Annotated in this window: 15 protein-coding genes; 3 read left to right on the top strand and 12 right to left on the bottom strand. The window is 38.0% G+C overall.

Features of this window, described 5'->3' with window-relative positions; translation table 11 throughout:
- Positions 1–51 precede the first annotated feature (51 nt).
- Positions 52–678 carry an HD domain-containing protein gene (locus tag C8K15_RS02440; protein WP_108584845.1) on the top strand — a complete coding sequence of 209 codons (627 nt, stop codon included), beginning with the start codon at positions 52–54 and terminating at the stop codon, positions 676–678.
- A 274-nt stretch (positions 679–952) separates the two neighbouring features.
- On the opposite strand, the gene thrB is transcribed toward C8K15_RS02440, so the two are convergent.
- Genes thrB through C8K15_RS02420 form a run of 3 tightly spaced genes read right to left on the bottom strand, consistent with a single transcriptional unit; the run spans position 953 to position 4,205 of the window.
- Positions 953–1,858: a homoserine kinase gene (gene thrB, locus C8K15_RS02430; RefSeq protein ID WP_108584843.1), complete on the bottom strand. Its 906-nt coding sequence runs from the start codon at positions 1,856–1,858 to the stop codon at positions 953–955.
- Positions 1,855–2,916 carry a threonine synthase gene (gene thrC, locus C8K15_RS02425; protein ID WP_108584842.1) on the bottom strand — a complete coding sequence of 354 codons (1,062 nt, stop codon included), beginning with the start codon at positions 2,914–2,916 and terminating at the stop codon, positions 1,855–1,857. The genes thrB and thrC overlap by 4 nt, the downstream gene beginning before the upstream one ends.
- Positions 2,913–4,205, bottom strand: coding sequence for a homoserine dehydrogenase (locus C8K15_RS02420; protein ID WP_108584841.1), 1,293 nt, complete (start codon positions 4,203–4,205; stop codon positions 2,913–2,915). Before C8K15_RS02420 ends, thrC begins: the two co-directional genes overlap by 4 nt.
- A gap of 124 nt (positions 4,206–4,329) precedes the next feature.
- On the opposite strand from C8K15_RS02420, the gene C8K15_RS02415 reads away from it, so the two are divergent.
- Positions 4,330–5,694, top strand: a complete 1,365-nt coding sequence (locus C8K15_RS02415) for an aspartate kinase (RefSeq protein WP_108584840.1) — start codon at positions 4,330–4,332, stop codon at positions 5,692–5,694.
- Positions 5,695–5,849: 155 nt separating this feature from the next.
- Here the strand turns inward: C8K15_RS02415 and C8K15_RS02410 are convergent, their stop codons facing one another.
- From C8K15_RS02410 to C8K15_RS02390, 4 genes are all read right to left on the bottom strand, one after another.
- Positions 5,850–6,221 (bottom strand): VOC family protein, encoded by a 372-nt coding sequence (locus C8K15_RS02410; RefSeq protein WP_108584839.1) that lies wholly within the window; start codon positions 6,219–6,221, stop codon positions 5,850–5,852.
- A gap of 547 nt (positions 6,222–6,768) precedes the next feature.
- Positions 6,769–7,473, bottom strand: coding sequence for a hypothetical protein (locus tag C8K15_RS02400; RefSeq protein ID WP_233260359.1), 705 nt, complete (start codon positions 7,471–7,473; stop codon positions 6,769–6,771).
- A gap of 193 nt (positions 7,474–7,666) precedes the next feature.
- A complete protein-coding gene (locus C8K15_RS02395; RefSeq protein WP_108584837.1) occupies positions 7,667–8,938 on the bottom strand; it encodes an ATP-binding protein in 1,272 nt (423 codons plus the stop codon).
- Positions 8,939–9,152: 214 nt separating this feature from the next.
- Positions 9,153–10,952: a DNA/RNA non-specific endonuclease gene (locus tag C8K15_RS02390; protein ID WP_108584836.1), complete on the bottom strand. Its 1,800-nt coding sequence runs from the start codon at positions 10,950–10,952 to the stop codon at positions 9,153–9,155.
- Between the two features lie 544 nt (positions 10,953–11,496).
- Between C8K15_RS02390 and C8K15_RS20525 the strand changes: the two genes are divergently transcribed.
- Positions 11,497–11,643 carry a hypothetical protein gene (locus C8K15_RS20525; RefSeq protein ID WP_199224048.1) on the top strand — a complete coding sequence of 49 codons (147 nt, stop codon included), beginning with the start codon at positions 11,497–11,499 and terminating at the stop codon, positions 11,641–11,643.
- Between the two features lie 114 nt (positions 11,644–11,757).
- Here C8K15_RS20525 and C8K15_RS02385 read toward each other — a convergent pair whose 3' ends face one another.
- The 5 genes from C8K15_RS02385 to C8K15_RS02365 all read right to left on the bottom strand — a co-directional run bounded on the left by C8K15_RS02385 (position 11,758) and on the right by C8K15_RS02365 (position 18,697).
- Positions 11,758–12,741 (bottom strand): HNH endonuclease domain-containing protein, encoded by a 984-nt coding sequence (locus tag C8K15_RS02385; protein ID WP_108585054.1) that lies wholly within the window; start codon positions 12,739–12,741, stop codon positions 11,758–11,760.
- Positions 12,742–12,834: 93 nt separating this feature from the next.
- Positions 12,835–13,410 (bottom strand): C40 family peptidase, encoded by a 576-nt coding sequence (locus tag C8K15_RS02380; RefSeq protein ID WP_108584835.1) that lies wholly within the window; start codon positions 13,408–13,410, stop codon positions 12,835–12,837.
- Between the two features lie 419 nt (positions 13,411–13,829).
- Positions 13,830–14,387, bottom strand: a complete 558-nt coding sequence (locus C8K15_RS02375) for a GNAT family N-acetyltransferase (RefSeq protein ID WP_233260358.1) — start codon at positions 14,385–14,387, stop codon at positions 13,830–13,832.
- A 33-nt stretch (positions 14,388–14,420) separates the two neighbouring features.
- Positions 14,421–17,513, bottom strand: coding sequence for an AAA family ATPase (locus C8K15_RS02370; protein ID WP_108584834.1), 3,093 nt, complete (start codon positions 17,511–17,513; stop codon positions 14,421–14,423).
- The gene (locus C8K15_RS02365; protein WP_108584833.1) at positions 17,510–18,697 is read right to left on the bottom strand and encodes an exonuclease SbcCD subunit D; all 1,188 of its coding nucleotides are present in this window, start codon (positions 18,695–18,697) and stop codon (positions 17,510–17,512) included. The genes C8K15_RS02370 and C8K15_RS02365 overlap by 4 nt, the downstream gene beginning before the upstream one ends.
- Between the last annotated feature and the right edge of the window lie 122 nt (positions 18,698–18,819).

Here is an 18,819-nt window from a genome sequence, read left to right as displayed (position 1 = left end):
TACTTTACAGACATATCATTAAAACATGACACTTAAAGGAGAAGATATTTAATGGGAATCCATAGATTTTTCACAAGCATGAATGACTTAGAACGAATTATTCGTTGTCCCGGTAAATTTAAGTTTGAGGAACATAATGTAGCCGCACATAGTTGGAAAGTTTCCCAATACGCCATGTTTTTTGCAACCATAGAAGAAAGAAACGGGGAAACCGTTGATTGGAAATCACTATATGAAAAGACCATCAATCACGATTTCGCGGAAGTGTTCATTGGAGATATTAAAACGCCTGTCAAACACGCATCTCCCGAACTAAAACAAATGATTGCCCATGTCGAAGAAAAAATGATGGAGAAATTTATTTTAGAAGAAATACCTGAAGACTTTCAACCTATCTTCTTTCATCGAATGAAGGAAGGTAAAGACGCTTCCATCGAAGGACGTTTATTAGAATTTGCAGATAAACTCGATCAGTTTTACGAATCCTTTTCTGAATTAAAACGAGGCAATACAGACCCCGAATTCGTTTTAATGTATCAAGAAGCTTTAACGAAATTATTGAATTTGCCCTTGCCTGCAAGTGTGGCATATTTCCGAAATGTTATGTTAGAAGATGTGAAACGTGAAGAGACAGCACTTGATGTAAAGGCATTTACACAAAAAGTACTGAATAGTTAACCGCTCCGGTATTAACTATCGAGATGCTCGATAAAGATCGTACAGACGAAAAAAGACATTCTGCTGACGATTTTTTTCCTATGCACGGTTTTAGTGGTTTGCCATTTCTATGAGCGGTTCTGTGTCGTCTATTCTCGAATTTTTGTCGACTATACGCGGTTTGGTCGCTTCTATTTGCGAGAAAAACTACCATGATCACTGGGTTAGCAGTAGTCTCAAAGTTTATACTTTCTTTTGAAAAAAGCCCAGTTTCCTGAGCTTTTTTTGCATGCAATTAAATTACCGTTACTCTGGATTGTATTCCTTCAGATGTAGGTCTCAATACGACACATTTGTAGTGAGGGAACTGGTCACTCAATCGAGCAGCCACTCCCTCTTCATCCCCTTTTTTCGTCGCGATGAAAAGAGAAGGTCCTGCACCACTAATAGTAGAACCGTAAGCCCCCGCTTCCATACATGCTTGGCGAACGGCTTCAAAATCCGGGAACTTATTTTTTCGGTAAGGTTCATGAAGTGTATCTTTTTCCATCAAGCGTCCTGCAGTTTCCCAGTTACCGCTCACAAGTGCTGCGGATAATACATTTCCAGCTGCACTCCCTCGCGTCGCAACACTATGCTCGAGCGATTGCGGCAACATTCCTCTTGACTCCGTTGTAAGAAATTCCGTCGGCGGCACTAGTATAACCACACCTATTTCCACTTGCGGTACATGGATTACTTCAAGCTCATTCCCGTCAAAATAGGAAATCGTCAAACCACCTAAAAAAGAAGCCGAAACATTATCGGGATGGCCTTCCATTGCGCTACCGATTTTCACTTTTTCTGTCATAGACAAGTCCAATCCAAGTAACCAGTCAGCAATTTCGATGCCCCCAGCAATTGCTGCAGCGCTACTTCCAAGTCCTCTGCCTAGTGGAATATCCGTTTCCACTCGCAGTTTCGCAGGTGAGAGTGAACGATTAAACATTTCAGCAACTGCCAGTGCAGTAGACACGATTAAATTATCTATTCCACTAGTTAAATGTTGATATCCATCATCGCTATATTCAACTGTCCATTCAGAAGCCGGTGAAACGCAAATCGATAAATGAAGGTCCAAAGCCAAACCAATCGAATCGAACCCTGGCCCAAGATTTGCAGTCGATGCAGGAACAGTTACTGAAAATTCTTTCCAACTCATACCTTCACACCCTTTTTCAAATCCTCCCAAAAACGTTCCATATCTTCAGGTACGAGAAATGCTTTGTGCTCATTTACTGCAATCGCAGTTTCTGGATCTTTCAACCCATTTCCAGTTAATATCGCAACGACTGTCGAATCTTTTTGGAGCATTCCGTTCTCCACTTGCTTTTTAATTCCTGCGATTGACGCACATGACGCCGGTTCTGCAAAGATGCCTTCTGTTGAAGCGAGCAGTTGATACGCTTCTAGAATTTCTTCATCCGTTACGGCCAAAATCGTGCCGTTTGATTCGTCGAGAGCTTTTAGCGCAAGGTTCCAGCTAGCCGGATTGCCAATTCGAATTGCTGTTGCGATTGTTTCCGGATTGTCCACAATACGATTCTGGACAATTGGAGCCGCCCCAGCTGCCTGAACTCCTAGTAATGACGGACGTTTTGTGCTATTTTTCAATGCGTATTCGCTAAAACCTTTCCAAGAAGCCGATATATTCCCCGCGTTTCCAACAGGTAAAGCTAGAACATCTGGTACTGTTCCTAACTGATCAATAATTTCAAACGCGATTGTTTTCTGTCCTTCTAAACGGTAAGGATTAACTGAATTAACTAGAGCGATGCCATCTTCTTGACCCACTTCGCGAACCATTTCAAGTGCTTCGTCAAAATTTCCTTTAATCGCCAGAATTTTAGCGCCATACATTTTTGCCTGGGCAAGTTTTCCGAGTGCAATACGACCTTCTGGAATGACCACAATTGTTCTCATGCCAGCTCTCGCTCCGTATGCAGCGGCTGACGCAGAAGTATTACCAGTTGATGCGCAAATAAGAACGGTTTTCCCTTCTTCTTTCGCTTTCGCCACTGCCATGACCATGCCTCGGTCTTTGAAAGAACCGGTTGGGTTAGCACCTTCTAATTTCACATGAAGATCAATTCCCCATTTCTCAGACAAATTTCCGAGATGAACTAAAGGCGTATTGCCTTCCTGCAATGTTAGCTTTGGCGTATCTTCTGTTACCGGAAGCCATTCTTTATATTGTTCAATCAATCCTGGCCAATTCATTCTGATTCATCTCCCTCGATGCGGTAATGGCTAATGACACTTGCCAAACCTTTTAAATCTTCAATCACGTCCAAATGTTGCTGTCTAGAAATTTTATGAGTGACAAGGATAATTTCAGCCATTCCCTCATTTCCCGCTGGATGCTGCTTAACTGATTGAAGGCTTGCATTATGATTGCTGTAAATGGCTGTCAAATTCGATAAAACTCCTACTTCATCTTTAACAAGTAAACGATGGAAGTACTTCGCATAACGACGATTGGCCGATTTGATTACCCGTTCATGCTGAGCAGCGTGCAGTCGTTTACCATTTACTTCAAGAAGCAAATTACGACATGCAGCGATAATATCCGAGACGACTGAAGTTGCGGTCGGTAGAGAACCAGCGCCTGGTCCATAAAGCATCGTTTCGCCAACTGCATCACCATATATGTATACGGCATTAAATTCGTTGTTTACAGAAGCGAGCAAATGCGAATTTGCCAAGAATACTGGTTCCACTGCCACTTCGATCCCACCTTCATTTTTTTTCGATGAGCCAACCATCTTCATTGTATAGCCAAAGCCCTCTGATAGTTCCATATCTCCGTCTCTTATGTCTTTCATCCCTCTAACTAATACGTCGCTAAGATGAACTTCTGTTGAAAATGCGAGAGAAGATAAAATGACCATTTTCCGTGCAGCATCCACTCCGTCGACGTCCGCTGAAGGATCAACTTCCGCGTAGCCAAGTCTCGTTGCTTCTGCCAAAGCGACTTCATAGCTCATATTTTCTTGTCTCATTTTCGTTAAAATGAAATTAGTTGTTCCGTTCACGATTCCCATCAAACTTGAAATCCTGTCTGAAGCTAGTCCGTCTTCTAATGTACGAATTATTGGGATGCCCCCTGCAACACTCGCTTCATAAAATAAATCGCATTTTTTTGCATCTGCCAACTTCAATAATTCGTGTCCATATTCCGCCATGACATCTTTATTGGCTGTCACAACTTGCTTTCCTGCACGAAGCGCGTTTTCAATTGCCTGCTTCGCTTCTTCAATGCCACCCATTACTTCAACAATAATATCAATAGTGGGGTCGTTTAATATCTCATGGACATCCGTTGTAAAAACGTTTGAATCCAGAGTTGTGAATCTTTCCTTATTTTCATCTTTAATCAATACCTTTTTAATGGAAACTGGAACACCCAATTTGTGATGCATATCCTGTTGGTGTTGTTGTAAGATCGTTGCTACTCCACTCCCAACTGTTCCTAGTCCTAATAAACCAATCGAAATTTCATTTTTCATTGATAATTCCCCCCACTATGTGTACACCCTAAAAAAACAATTGTGTTTCCCATAAGTACATTATAGTATTATACTATAAATTAAAACAACCCTTTAAATGAAAGAAAGATGGGAGTTGATAACGATGAAAGTATGTAAATTTGGAGGTACATCTCTAGCAAGTGCACAACAAATCAAAAAAGTGGCGGCCATTCTAAAAGCAGACCCTTCAAGAAAAATTGTCGTGGTTTCAGCTCCTGGCAAAAGGTATGACAACGATGTAAAAGTAACCGATATGCTTATTAGTCTGTCACAAGCTGCACTTTGTAACGAAGATGTCGAAGATTACTTGAGCAACGTAATCGATCGATACGCTCAAATTGCTAATGGTCTTGAGTTGGGTAAGGAAATTCTCGACATTATTGAATTGGATCTGCGCAACCGACTCGCATCGGATAAAGGCAATCCAGGATTATTCTTCGATCAATTAAAAGCGAGTGGTGAAGATAATTTAGCAAAGCTTGTCGCTGTTTATTTAACTTCCATTGGCTTACTTGCAGAATACATAAATCCAAAAGATGCGGGCTTGCTGGTTAATGATTTCCCAGAACGCGTACAGGCGCTACCAGAATCCTACAACAGATTATCGGCTTTAAAGGATAAGTCGGCGATTAGCGTCTTTCCCGGATTCTTTGGTTATACAAGTAAAGACGAACTGCGGACATTTGAGCGAGGAGGCTCTGACATTACCGGCTCGATTTTAGCAGCTGCGATAAAAGCCGACCTATATGAAAACTTCACAGATGTAGATTGTGTGTTTGCGGCCAATCCTAGTATTGTTGAAAACCCTGAAGAAATTCACAAAATGACATACCGTGAAATGCGAGAGTTGTCCTACGCAGGATTCGCGGTTCTTCACGATGAAGCGCTGATGCCTGCATTTAAAGAGTCAGTTCCAGTTTGCATAAAAAACACCAACAATCCGCTAGCTGCGGGAACGATGATTGTCGCAAAGCGAGAGCATTCTTTCCGACCGGTTACCGGCATATCTGCAGACAGTGGGTTCTCCACACTTTTTGTCAGCAAATATTTAATGAATCGGGAAATCGGGTTTGGACGAAAACTGTTGCAAATTCTTGAAGATGAAGAGATTTCATATGAACATACCCCTTCTGGAATCGATAACCTATCCGTCATCTTGCGCAGCCACCAGTTAAACACTGAAAAAGAAGCTCGCGTAGTTCATCGTATAAAAAACGAATTGCATGCAGACGAGGTCAATATCCACAGCAATTTCTCTATGGTCGTTCTCGTTGGTGAAGGCATGAAAAACACAACCGGATTGGCCGCTAGAGCCACAGCAGCTATTTCCCGTACTGGTGCCAATATCGAAATGATCAATCAAGGTTCCTCCGAAGTTAGTCTTGTATTCGGGGTCCTTAAAAAAGACGAAACGAAAATACTAAAAGAGCTTTATAAGGAGTTTTTCTCACCCGTTTTAGTTCAATAAAAGCACCCCACTAGTAGTTATCTCTAGTGGGGTGTTGGTTTTATGTTATATGGGAAGTTATTTGGTGCTCTATGCGCGAATTTTTGTCGACTATGAGCGTTTCTTTGTCGACTATGAGCGAATCACCCAAAAATGTCCTTCTTATTATCACTTATTCACACATGTTGATCCACAAGAATAGAATTACCATCTGGATCTTCAATTGTAAAACTTGCAGGACCTACACTTGATTCATCTGCTTCAGTCAGCATTTGAATTCCTTTTGCTTTAAGCTGCTTTTGAAGGTCTCGAATGTCCGTAAACGAATCGAGATTGTCGGCATTTTGATTCCACCCTGGATTAAAAGTCAGAATGTTATTTTCAAACATCCCTTGGAATAGTCCAATTACGCAACTTTCATTCTTCATAATAAGCCAATTTTGAGTAATTTCCCCTCCAAAGACTTGAAATCCTAGGTCTTCGTAAAATGATTTTGATTTATTAATGTCTTTTACACTTAAACTTACAGAAAATGCTCCTAGTTTCATATTTCCCTCTCCTATCAATTCATAATATTCAGATATTTAATTTTGTGGGTATAGAAAACTTCACACTATTCAAGTATAAATATGTAATTTGAAATACACAACATTCACTAATGATAGCGTCAATACTTGTTTTGATGAAGAATTTAATATGGCAACAATCCGATGATTGACCTGACATGTATTACCACAGAAGTCGTAGAAACTACATCGAAATAACTTAGTGATTAGACGTAAATAAAAAACAAATCTCTGGATGGTTCGGTATTCAAACAGCCGTGTACCTATTTTCACACCATCTCTTTTTTCATTCGAGGAGATGCTGCGAGCACCACACTACCTTTTTGTTCTAATTTTTTTAATGATGCCGATTGCTTCTTTCATCACCTCTAATCCAAGGTCAGCTGCCGCACAACTTGCATAGAAACTTCGCATATCCAGACAAATAAGTTTAAGTAAGGATATGTAATGCTTCCAATGCTACAAAAAAGAAAAAATCTTCCTGGTAACTGCTTATCTTCGAATGGTAAAAAATGAACTTGATTCACTTTTAGGTAGTTAACTCAGCTATTGTTCCTAATACACTTCCTAAAACTTGGCCTTTAAAAGCATCTGGTACAGATTCATTTGTTGGATTTCTATAAACGTATTGATTTAGGTCAGCGTCATAACTAAATCCACTGCTGAGTAATTTTTGTTTTAAAGACTCAGGGAACTGTTTTGACCCAGAAGTTACCTCAAAATAGTCAGTTGTAGCTATATAAAGCTCTACATCATCTAGACTTGAAGATACAATTAATAGATCCGTGTCTCCTTGTAAAATCCATTGTCCTTTAGAATAAATGGATACCTTTGAATGTTCTAAACTAGAAATCCCGTCCAAATTTACTCCGAATATTTGATTGATTAGGACTCTACTCTGAGCTCCTGTTAGAGAATAATCATGAACCTCAATGTAACGATCCATTACTTCATTTTTTGTCATAGCCATAATTTGAGTATCTAATTCGGATGAATTAGAATCAACATTTAATGAAGTACGTAGACTCTCCATGACAGAGGTATTATAGTTGGACAATTGGCTACCATAATTTTTTTCTGATGTGTAATTTAAATCAGCACCAAAAACTTCTTTTACAGCTGCACGTATTTCTTCTCCTCTTACCTTGTTACCAAATGATTTTATATACTTATCCATTACTTCTACTTTATGCATATTTTCTAGTACGCTAGTTATTTTTTCTTCACGGCTCAATCTAATCCCCTCCGTTAATTTATTGGCTATGTTAAAAGATAGTATATCAAATATACTTTCATAATAATTTTCGGAATCGATTAATCATTATTGCCTATCTATCTGGTTATATTTGAGCAAAAAACAAAAGACGATTTGCCCTTTTTTTCAGGCTAAATCGTCTTTTGTTCATCTTTGATTGTTTCGATAAGGCTTAAACTTTCGACTTTGGTAACAATACTTCAACGCTAGTTCCAGAGTTAACCTGGCTCGTTATGTGGATAGAACCTTTGTGTGTTTCAATAATGCTAAAACAAACTGTCATTCCTAAGCCAGTCCCGTTTTCTTTTACACTATAAAAAGGCTCACCAATGTGTTTTAAATGGTTTTCTGCGATTCCGCAACCATTATCCTCAAAATTAATGGAGAAATAGTCCTCATTTTCATCAGCTATTGTAATCGTTATCTCACCATCACTTGAGATTGCTTCTAGAGCGTTTTTCACTATATTGATAAACACTTGTTTTAACTTACTCTCATTACAATATGTATTGAATTGATCTTTATCAATCACGTTTAATTGAATATTATTTAACGATGCTTCAATCGATAACATTTCAACGACGTCTCTCACAACTGTATTTATTTTGTGGTTAGTAAATATAACATCTGTAGGATTTGCTATAACCAAAAGTTCGTTAACAATATTATTAATTCGATTAATTTCATCAACCAACACGTCAATATGTTGATCCAATTTAATTGTTTTCACTTGACCCATTTGTAAAAAACCTTTAATAGTCGTAAGAGGGTTTCGTATTTCGTGAGCAATACCCGCTGCTAGTTCACCTAAAACAGACATCTTTTCTGATTGCCTTAACTTACGCTCAGTTTCTTTTAAAGCAGTAATTTCTCTTCCGATAACTACTAACCCTTTTCTGGAACCATCATCATTAAAAAGAGGCATTTTGAATGAATCAAAAATTTTGCTTGAACCATCTCTCAAAGGAATTGTTTCTTCACAACGACTAACCTTCCCTGCTTTCCACGCTTCTTCGTCTGATTCAATACAGTAAATCAACGCATCGTGATAAAAATCTGTGTATTTCGCCACTTCTCTGTCTGTTTTCCCTTTGTAATCGACGCCTTCTAATTCAAATAACTGAGCACCAAATTTATTTATTTGGAGCCACCTTCCTTCTCCATCCTTGAATGAAATACAGTCGGGCATTGTATCGATTAATAAAGTAAGCTTCTCTTTTTCTTCTTCAATTTGGTTTGAATTTTTTAAATTTCTTAATAAAATAAATATCAAAATAGCAGTGAAGAAAACGAACAATAGGTTTTTGAATATATCCAAGAAAAGCACCTTTTCAGTAGAAAAGTTTGAAATGCTTAATAAATAATCTAAACCAATAAACCAAATTGGACCAATCATTAAATATAAAAACGGCAAAACACGGTATAAACCAATGTGAATTTTCATTGTTCTTCCCCTTAAAAAAAGTCTAATTGGTTATATTGTCACACAATAAACAAATTTCAGCAATATTTTCCAAAAAGTGCAGAAAGTAAAAAAGAATTGGATTTCAACTAATTAGTATACTTCAAGTATTCACTTACGTATATGTCATAATTTCTTAATGGTAAAAGCCGATGATTCCCTACGATAAGGAATTCATCGGCTTTTACTTTGTAGTCTAGAATTTTATATCCTCAGATGTCTCAATGACGTGACCAATCGTTGATTCTAATTGATTGATTGGGTCGTTATTACGTAAACAACCAAAATCAAGCCCTGTTATCGCTTCAATTTTTGTTATTGGTACTTGATAAGTTTTATATTCACCATAGGCAAATTCCAGATTCTCGATAAGATTTTTTTGAGTCTGCAAATAAGCAGTTGCGGATAGGTTGCCATCTTCTTTAACCATAATAGCAATTTTCCAAAACTCAGCAGGTATTTGAACTCCTCTGTAAACAATGTCATCCACCCTAAAAACCGGACCTGTATACACTGTCACTTTAAGATTCCAGTTTTCAGCATTGTCTAAAATATAGTTCTCCAACTCCAACCAGTTTTTTTGATTTAGATTACTGTGCTGGGGAGCACAATTTGTAAAATGGAAGGTATTCCTATTCGCTTTTTCAGCTGTATCTCCCCAAACAGGATCTCTCCTGCGGACAAGATGTCCCCGATCAAGATCATTATTTTTATATAATTCAGGACCACACTGGTACTCAGTTTCGATTCGAGGATCGAGATACCATTTATCATTACGTTCAATGTCTATTAATTGGTTTCCGTCAATATTTACTACCGTAAAATAGGCTAATCGGCGTGACTTGCTCATGACGATGGAAAAATGCGTATAATGGAGCACATTGCTGCCGTCTTTTAACTGAGCAATATCCTGTTCAATATCAGAGCGGAATGTCGGAAGCGGAATTTCATGATTATCACCAAGAAACTTAGTATCATAACCGGTCGAACCTTCATACCATGAGTCGCTTAACTCCTCCACTATCATCTCATCAGATTTTTCTTTGGTCACATCCCGCGCCTGCACAAGGTCATTAATTAACAATTTCTGCTCATCATTTAAACTTTCGCCTTTCTTTACAACAAACTGGACAATCGCACTGATGCGAATTCCTTCATTGGCAATAAATTCAGTCTGATTTTTAGGATCTGGAACTCCAGCATGGTGGAGGGCAATTACAATCCATTCGTCATTGTATACAGGTGAACCGGAGGATCCAGGCATAGTATCTGTCGAATAGTGAATATAATCGTCAAATACATCCAAAATTTGATTCTCTCTAATTGCTACAGCTTTGTATTCACCCGAAGGATGTTGAATAATTGATACACATTCACCAACCAATACTTTGCCCGTTTGCGAGATGAGAGGCAAGAACCCAAAATCACTCACTTTTGTGCCATCTTCAGACACTTCCTCTATAGCGACTAATGTGAAATCAAGCTTCTGATCTGTTATAAAGAAACGCTCTGGCGTTAATCGAAAGCTTTTCTTCAAACGTTCATTTAAATCAAGATCCACTTCGTAGTTGAATTGCGCAACACTGAAATGAGCCGTATCGTAGTTTTCCAAGACATGATTATTTGTAAGTAATAAAGAAGGTGAGACAAGAAATCCTGTTCCATATCCGAGAACTCTACCTATAGAATTTCGAATCTCGATTCTACAAACAGAAGTGGCTGCTTTTAGACCTGCTTCAAGATAAGAAATAGGAAATAGATCTTCTCGACCAATAATACGCTCAATTGCAAGGCTATCACGGGGATCAATAATCGCTTTACGCAGTGCCACTCGCTCAGGAGTATCTACTTCAAAAGGATTTTTACCTTGCAGTTCACTAGCAATTCGTTCACGTTCAACCGAACGTTCAATGTAACGCTTTAAAGCTTGTTGTTGTTGCAAATCTACAAGATTCATATTAAATTTTCGATATTCATCAAGTCGCTTAATAGTCATATTAACCTCCTTAAAATTTCCACTCCATTATTTCATTGGAGAAGTGTATTTCATTAGGTATTCTACAACTACTGCGCAAATCCTTCTTATATAAAATGCACCGATTTATGTTTTGAGTAAAATAGATAGACTAAACCCAGTGATAGATACTACCACTGGGTTTTTTAAAACTTATTTGAGTGTAACGTTAAGTAGATAATTTGGTTTAAATCAGCTGATGATTAACTAAGCAAGTTTGCCGTCGATCTATTTATATTAGTTATTTTTGCTCTTCAAATGAAATAACATCAATTATATGTTTTTTTGCGAATCGGACGGTTAGGAAAATAATATGTTGAACGATTTTGTGTGCTTTCTTTTCGTTTTAGCTCAGAAAATTCTTCTAGAACACTTACTACCTAATCGACATACATAGTAACATTCCTTGTTGGCACTTAATGGAAAAATCGCTAATAGTATATCATTTCCATTTTTCAGTTAGTAATTATTTGCTGACAACTTTCATATACTATTTCTAAAAAACTATATCGAGGAGAGTTTGACGATGAAACCTGAACATGTGGACCCAAAGGAAATGGAATTGCGTCAAAACAAGGATTTTAATGCTTCTCTAGATATGGTCGGTGAAGGTGCACCCATTTATCACCTGGATAAAGAAGAAACTGAAGTTGACAAAGAAGATACACGTTAATTCTCAAGCACCATAAAATCATGAATAAAAAAATACTCAAAAAATCCAGTAACTCTAAGAGTCGCTGGATTTCTTTTTTCTTATTCATAGGCACTATTTCAATTGAAAGTTTGTTTAAGGAGCCCAGCCCTTCTCAAATCCATTCAACTCGGCATACTCATACAACTTCACAAATTGATGGAAGTCGTAAGTTTCCATGTATTGTTTAACATAAACGTCACCTGTTTTCTTAAACCATTGATTTCGCTCATCCAATTTATTGAGAAAGCGCTCAGCTGGTAATTCGCTGCCTTTGCTGGAATTGAGTGATGAAGATGTCAGGACAAAATTCCACAATTCGTCACTGTGGACAAAACTCCAGGGAACAAAATGATCCACTGCAATTGAACGTTTTGCAACGTGTAATGGTCTATCTGTATAAAAACATGTAGCTCCTGAATGCGTCACAATCATTTGTTGGAATTGCTGCAACGATTCACGTTGTGTAATGTTTTCAATTTCTTCTAGTAGTATCCCATGCGTTAAGCTAGGATTCTTTTTTTGCAAAAACTTTGCTAATTCATAGTTAATTAACTTAAAAATATTCGTTTGATATTTCAATAAAAATTCATAACAAGATGGTGTCAACGTGAGTTTGCGTTCTTTCTTTGAGAACCCGTAAACAAGACCTTCTGTATCCGCAAATAACGCTCCGACTACGTACCTTCTAATTACTTTACTCTCAATACGCTTGATCAAGTCGCGCTGTCGATTTTCTTGAATCGAATCAAATGACACTCCACTTGGAATCTGGTATTCATATTGAAATTCCTTTAACTCTTTTTCAATTTGGGCTTGATGCCCTTGAGAATACCCATTACGAATGACTAAATTCCAGTATAGCTTCGCAAATGATTCCGCTAGTTGATTGAAATTCAATTCTTGCTCATCATTCGTTTTGTAAAGATTCTCTAAAATCCCTCGCAACACGGCGAACTTATAGGAGGTCGTCTTCATTGATTGAGAAGAGAGAGTTTTCATGAAAACTGACCACAGCTGATCTTCTGAAACAGGATGATAACTGACTGTTCCTTCGTTTAGTTTCCATCCTTCTGTCATCATAATCATCTCTCTTCATACCAGCTGTCGTTACATCTGCGCATCTACCAATTGCTCTAATGGTAACATATTACATAAACTGATGGATGAATATTATAAGACTCTCTGTGCCCACATAAAGTGTTGTTGTGTCCATGGTCCCCAGATAGAAAAAGTTTGCACACTCTTTGCCGTGTTTAGATTGCTAATCCACATCCCATTCCCCATATAGATTCCTACGTGTGTAATAGTTTTACCACTACTCGCAAAGAACATTAAATCCCCTTTTTTCATATCCTTGAATTTTATGGATCTTCCAATGTGTGATTGCTCACGGCTAGTTCTAGGTAATTTCACGCCGAATTTAGCATAAATATGCTTCGTCCAACTACTACAATCTGCCTTGTAAGGCGCAAGGCTATAGTCTGCTCCATACACGTATTTCGTTTGTGTTTTAAGAACCTTTGCATAGTCTACAAGATCTGAAGCTTTATTCGGAGTTCTAACAACAATAGATTGTCCGATATATAATTGATTAGGATTTTTGATTTGCGGATTTAGTGATCGCAAATCCTGATAGCCCATTCTGTATTTATAAGCAATGCCATTTAATGTATCACCTTTATGTACTGGATATGTTGCTCCTGCGACGCCTGAAAAAGAAAGCACGAAAATAAATGATAGAACCAAAATCTTTGTAAGTTTCTTAATGATAGTTCATCTCCTCACGATTAATTGATTGGTATATTTTACTTGCACTTGTTACAAAATCTGAAATATTTTTTGGTAAGGTCTACTATGTAAAAATATGTAAAATTATCAACTCATTTATTATATTAACGGCTACGAAGGGGCAGTTAAGTATTTTGTTTAACATTTTTCGAGTATAGCATGCTTACTATACAGGAAATGGTGGTAATTATTACCGATATTTATTTCATCTACAACTGCCATAACTTCCAATTATTACAAGTACAAGGACTTAATAACCACTAAAGTCGTCATGTGTAAAATTGCCTAGAAAACGAATTGTCATTAATACATCAAGCAAATATGCATACAAAAAACCAGTACCTCTAAGAGATACTGGTTTATATTTGCCGTAACTTTCAAGCTTGTTGTGCTAATAATCGAAACACTACCATCCGTAATACCTGGTTATTCATATCTCCGGCTTCTTCAACTCTAGTAACCTCAACGAATTTACAAGACTCCAAGAGTTTAATGGATTTATCATTGCGCTCTTCTGTATACGCTTCCAGTACTTTTAACTTCATCTCTTCAAAACCATATGCGATAACACTAACTAATGACTCTTTCATTAAACCTTGACCTTGATAATCGGGGATAATTCCATAACCCACTTCTCCACTTTCCTCATCCTTGTTAATATTCCAGATACAAATAGTTCCAATCACTTTGTTTGATTGTTTATGTTCAATTGCCCAGATAGCCCATTTATCTTCATCGATTCCTAGGTTCATTTTATCAATATAAGCTTTTGTTTCTTCAGTATTTCGATCTACTTTAGTACTTAAATATTCATACATCCTGGGATCTCTTCGCATCTCAAACATATCATTCGTATCACCATGTGTAATTCTTCTTAATAGTAAATGCTTAGTTTCAATAATCGGAAATGGCGTGAAATTCGTCAACGATGCCACCTGCTTTCTCCTAGAAATCCGGCCCGAGTCTATTTACTTAATAATAAATCGAGTCTCGCTATAGCCTTCTTTCGATTTTGTCACTTCTAAAATCGCTGGGATAGCAGTTTTTAATTCTTGAACATGAGAAATAACACCAATCATACGGCCTGATTTTTGAAGGTCAATCAGGGTATCAATTGATTTATTTAAAGATTCCTCGTCCAATGAACCAAAACCTTCATCAATAAACATGGTGTCGATTGAAACATTGCCTTGGAAGCTTTGAATAACATCCGCCATGCCGAGTGCCAAGCACAATGAAGCATTAAATTTCTCTCCACCTGAAAGCGTTTTGACGTCGCGTGTTTGACCGGTATAAGCATCATATACGTCTAATCCTAATCCACTTTGTTTCCCTCTAGATTCTTGACGTTCACTTCGAATTAAATGGAACTGGCCATTTGATAAATTCTTTAATCGTTCGTTCGCCGAGACAATAATTTGTTCGAGGTATTCAATCTGCAAGTATCGCTCGAATGAAATCTTCAAGCTATTCTGTCCTCTAATCACATCATACAAGTCGGTGATTTGATTGAATTCTTGTTCCTTCGCAATTGCCTTTTTACTAGATGCCAGTATGTTCGTGATTAGATTACTCGCTGCTTTTTTGTAATCATTTGATTGATTTACTTCCTGTAACGCCTTCTCATATATAAGCTTCAATGTAGCCAGTTCATTCTGCAAATCGTTTAAATCAACTTTCGTTTTGTTTGCAAGTCTCACTGCCAAGTCACCAACTTGTTCAATCAGTGTATGTCGAGCTTGTTTAAACGCCATAATTTGCTCTTTTAAAGTGGCTCTTTCTGAATCTCTTAACTTCGCTTGTTGGTAAATTTCTTCTGATTCAAAAGCCGAGGACTCGAGTGCCGTCCTAAATGCAACATCAGCTTTTTCTTGTTTAGCCTTTGTTTCTTGAAGAGCATGTTCAGTGTGCGCTATGGTCAACACTGATGAAGAGTGTTGTTCTCTAGCTTCTTGAAGTTGCTGTTGCACCGCTTTCCAAGCATTCTCCAGATTGATTTTACGTTCAGTTGTCTCGCGAATTTGTTGTTCTAATTGCGATAAAACGCGAACTTCGGTTGGAATGGATTGTAGCTTATCTTCGAAAATGGCTTTGCTTTTTTCGTAAGTTGATTGCGCTTCTTGGTAAGTAGCCGTTGTTTCTACTTTTTTGGCATCTAGCTCTTGTACCATAAGCATTTGATCTTGGTGTTGTTGTTTTATTTTACGAAGTAAATCTTTATCTTTTCGCATTTGGTTGACCTCAACATCAAGTTTAAGACGACATTCGTCCAATGTTTTATAGACCTCACCCGCCTGCTCTACAACTACTCCGAATCCCGCTATTTCTTCACCTTTGCTCGAGAGTTGAGCCATCAAAGCGTGTTGTTTTGCTAAAGTATTTCGATAGTCATTGTCAACAAGATTCAATGTCGATTTCACTTGCTCCAGTTGTTCTTTTGAAGGAGCCACGGTTTGATCTTGCTCGTTCTTATTTGGATGCTCCACACTACCACATACCGGACAAGCTTCTCCGTCATGTAAATGGGCCGCTAAAACACGTGCTTGATTTGCAAACCACTCATTTTCAAGCGTCGTGTACTCTTTTTTCACCACATTATAATGTTGTTCTTTTTCAAGTGTTTCAGCACCTAGTGCGCGCATCGATTGCTGAATTGAAAGAAACTCTTTTAACACTCTGCATCTTTCATTTAACTCACTTAGTTCTTGGAACTTATCATCAAACGGGATCAACTGATTATCGAGCATATCCAGATCCAACCTCAACGCAGTAACGGAGTCATTTTTAGCGATTACTTGTTGCTCGATTGTCTGAAGGTTTGCAGATAATTTGACCACTTCACGTTCTAATACTTTTAACTCAGACTCTTTTAAGGTCATATCCTTCACAATTGGCAAGAAATCGATCAAACGAACGAGCGACTCGCTTAATTTTTCACGCTCTATGTGCTTATTCTCTTGTTGAATATAGTGAATGTTCACCTGCTCCAGATTCGCCTTCGCTTTCGCCTCGGATGTGACCGCTCCATTCCAAAGCTGCTGTTTTTCAAATACTTCTTTTTGAAGTTCTTTATAGTGTCGTTCGATTCCTTCGATTACGCTTGCACGCTCCGCTTTTTCAAGCTGCTTCTCTTTGCCTTCGAATAAAGGCACCTGCTCAGTCAGAGTATGCAGTTTCTGTTCCTTCGTTTCCCATTCATCAAATCGTTCATTTAAGCTCTTGGCTTGATGGAATTCACCTGACTTGCTTGTGTGTTTCTGGTAAGCTTCTTCGTATTTATTGTGATCTTGGCGAATTTTCTCTTCATAATAAGTAGCTTCTTCTTCCAATCCCGCAATGACTTGGTGAATATTGTAATGATCTTGAGCTAGCACCTCAAAAATGGCAGATTCTCGTTGCGGAAACGATGCACCGATATTTTGAATGTAACTATTAGTCGTCCGTTGCTCAATTTTCAGTTCCTCTTCAACAAGTGTTTTCTTTTTCTTAAGACGCTCACTAATCATTTTATAGGGCTCTGTTTTAAAGATTTTCCGTAGTATATCTTCTTTGTTTTCTGTCTCAGAAGTTAACAGCTTTCGAAATTCACCTTGTGGAAGCATGACAATTTGAATAAATTGATTTTGTGTTAGGCCAATAATTTCTTCGACTTTTACATTTATTTCTGACACGATTTGTCGTTCAACACACGGAACTTCACGGTCTATTAATTTTTCATAAAACTCATATTTTTCGCCCGTCGCTCCTTTATTGCCTTTTTTCACATGCCCCATTTGGCGCAGGATTCGAAACGTCCGATGATGAATTTCAAATTCTAGTTCGACAGATGTATGGACATTATCCTCTGCAAAGTCACTACGCATGATACGTGATTCACTACGGTCTGAACCACTTGCGGATCCATATAAGGCAAAGCAAATTCCATCAAAAATGGTTGTTTTCCCAGCTCCGGTACTGCCGGATACGACAAATAATTGATTGCCCTGAAGTTCATTGAAATCTATGATTTCTGTATGTTTATAAGGACCAAAAGCGGTCATTTTCAAGGAAATGGGTCTCATATTTTCAACCCTTCTTTCTTATGAGGGCTAGTGATTTCTTGTTGTTCTAACAAAAACTCTTGAAGCACTTCTTTAAAAATGAGCTCTGTTTCCTCAGAAGCCTGTACCCCTTTTACTTCTTCATAGAAAGCGTTAAATAGCGCTAAGTCGTCCATTTTACTGCGTGAACCTACAGTGCTTTCTTCATTGTCTTTGGTAGCAGACAAAATTTTACGTTCTACATGCATCGCATTTGGATAAACGGAACGTATCTTTTCCATTGGAAATAAAATCGGCGTTTCATCCAACAGTTTCACAAAGACATAATCGTGATTCATCTCTTGAAGTAAAATGTCTTCCATTTTCCCTTCAACCGTTCGAATATCTCGATTAGGTATCAGTAAACGCTTTTCTACACTGACGTTTCCGAGCTCGTCCATTTGAACGATATGGAATCCTTTTTGATGATGCTCTTCTGAAATTGAATATTTTAAGGGAGAGCCCGAATAGCGAACGGTCTCATTCAATACATAATGCGCTTGATGCAAGTGTCCGAGTGCCGTATAGTGGAAGTTTTTAAAATGTGATGCACTTACATACTCAGCTCCACCAATTGCGAGCGGACGCTCCGAATCACTCGTGTTTTCCTCTTCTTCACCGTGAGGTGTCACAAACGCGTGTCCTACCAACACATGTCTTTTAGTAGAATCCATAGAAGACTCGATATGTGCGACCATTTTCTTCATTGCATCATCATGCGTGCGAATCTGTTCATCATCTAAAACATGACGAACTTGAGACGGATCAGCGTAAGGAACTAAATGGAAATGAACCTCTCCAAATTCATCTTGTATCACAATTGGTTCCATATCCTTTTTCAGTTGACCCGTAATATAAAGTCCATTCGATTTCATCAATCGGCTACCAAAATTCAAACGACCTGGGCTATCATGATTTCCCGAAACCGCGATGACTGGCGTTTTTAATTTCAAGACAATCGTTTCAAGTACTTCATCTAACAAATTCACCGCGTCCGTAGGCGGCACTGCTCGATCATATAAATCTCCCGCAATGATGACTACATCTGGTTTTTCCTCAGCAATCGCCTCAATAAATTGTTGCAACACAAATCGTTGTTCTTCTGTCATTGAAACACCTTGAACAAGCTTTCCTAAATGCCAATCGGCAGTGTGAAATAACTTCATAATAAGCTCCTCTCGTCATTCATTCGGTCCATGTATTTTAATAGATTTCTTACGTATATTTTACTATTATTTTAAGCTAAAAGAGATTTCCAAATTAAGTATAAGTATACATGATAAATTCC

The sequence above is a fragment of the Paenisporosarcina sp. OV554 genome (genome assembly GCF_003058165.1).
GTDB lineage: Bacteria > Bacillota > Bacilli > Bacillales_A > Planococcaceae > Paenisporosarcina.
The sequence above is the reverse complement of the archived record's forward strand: the minus strand, read 5'-3'. Positions and strand labels throughout refer to the sequence as shown.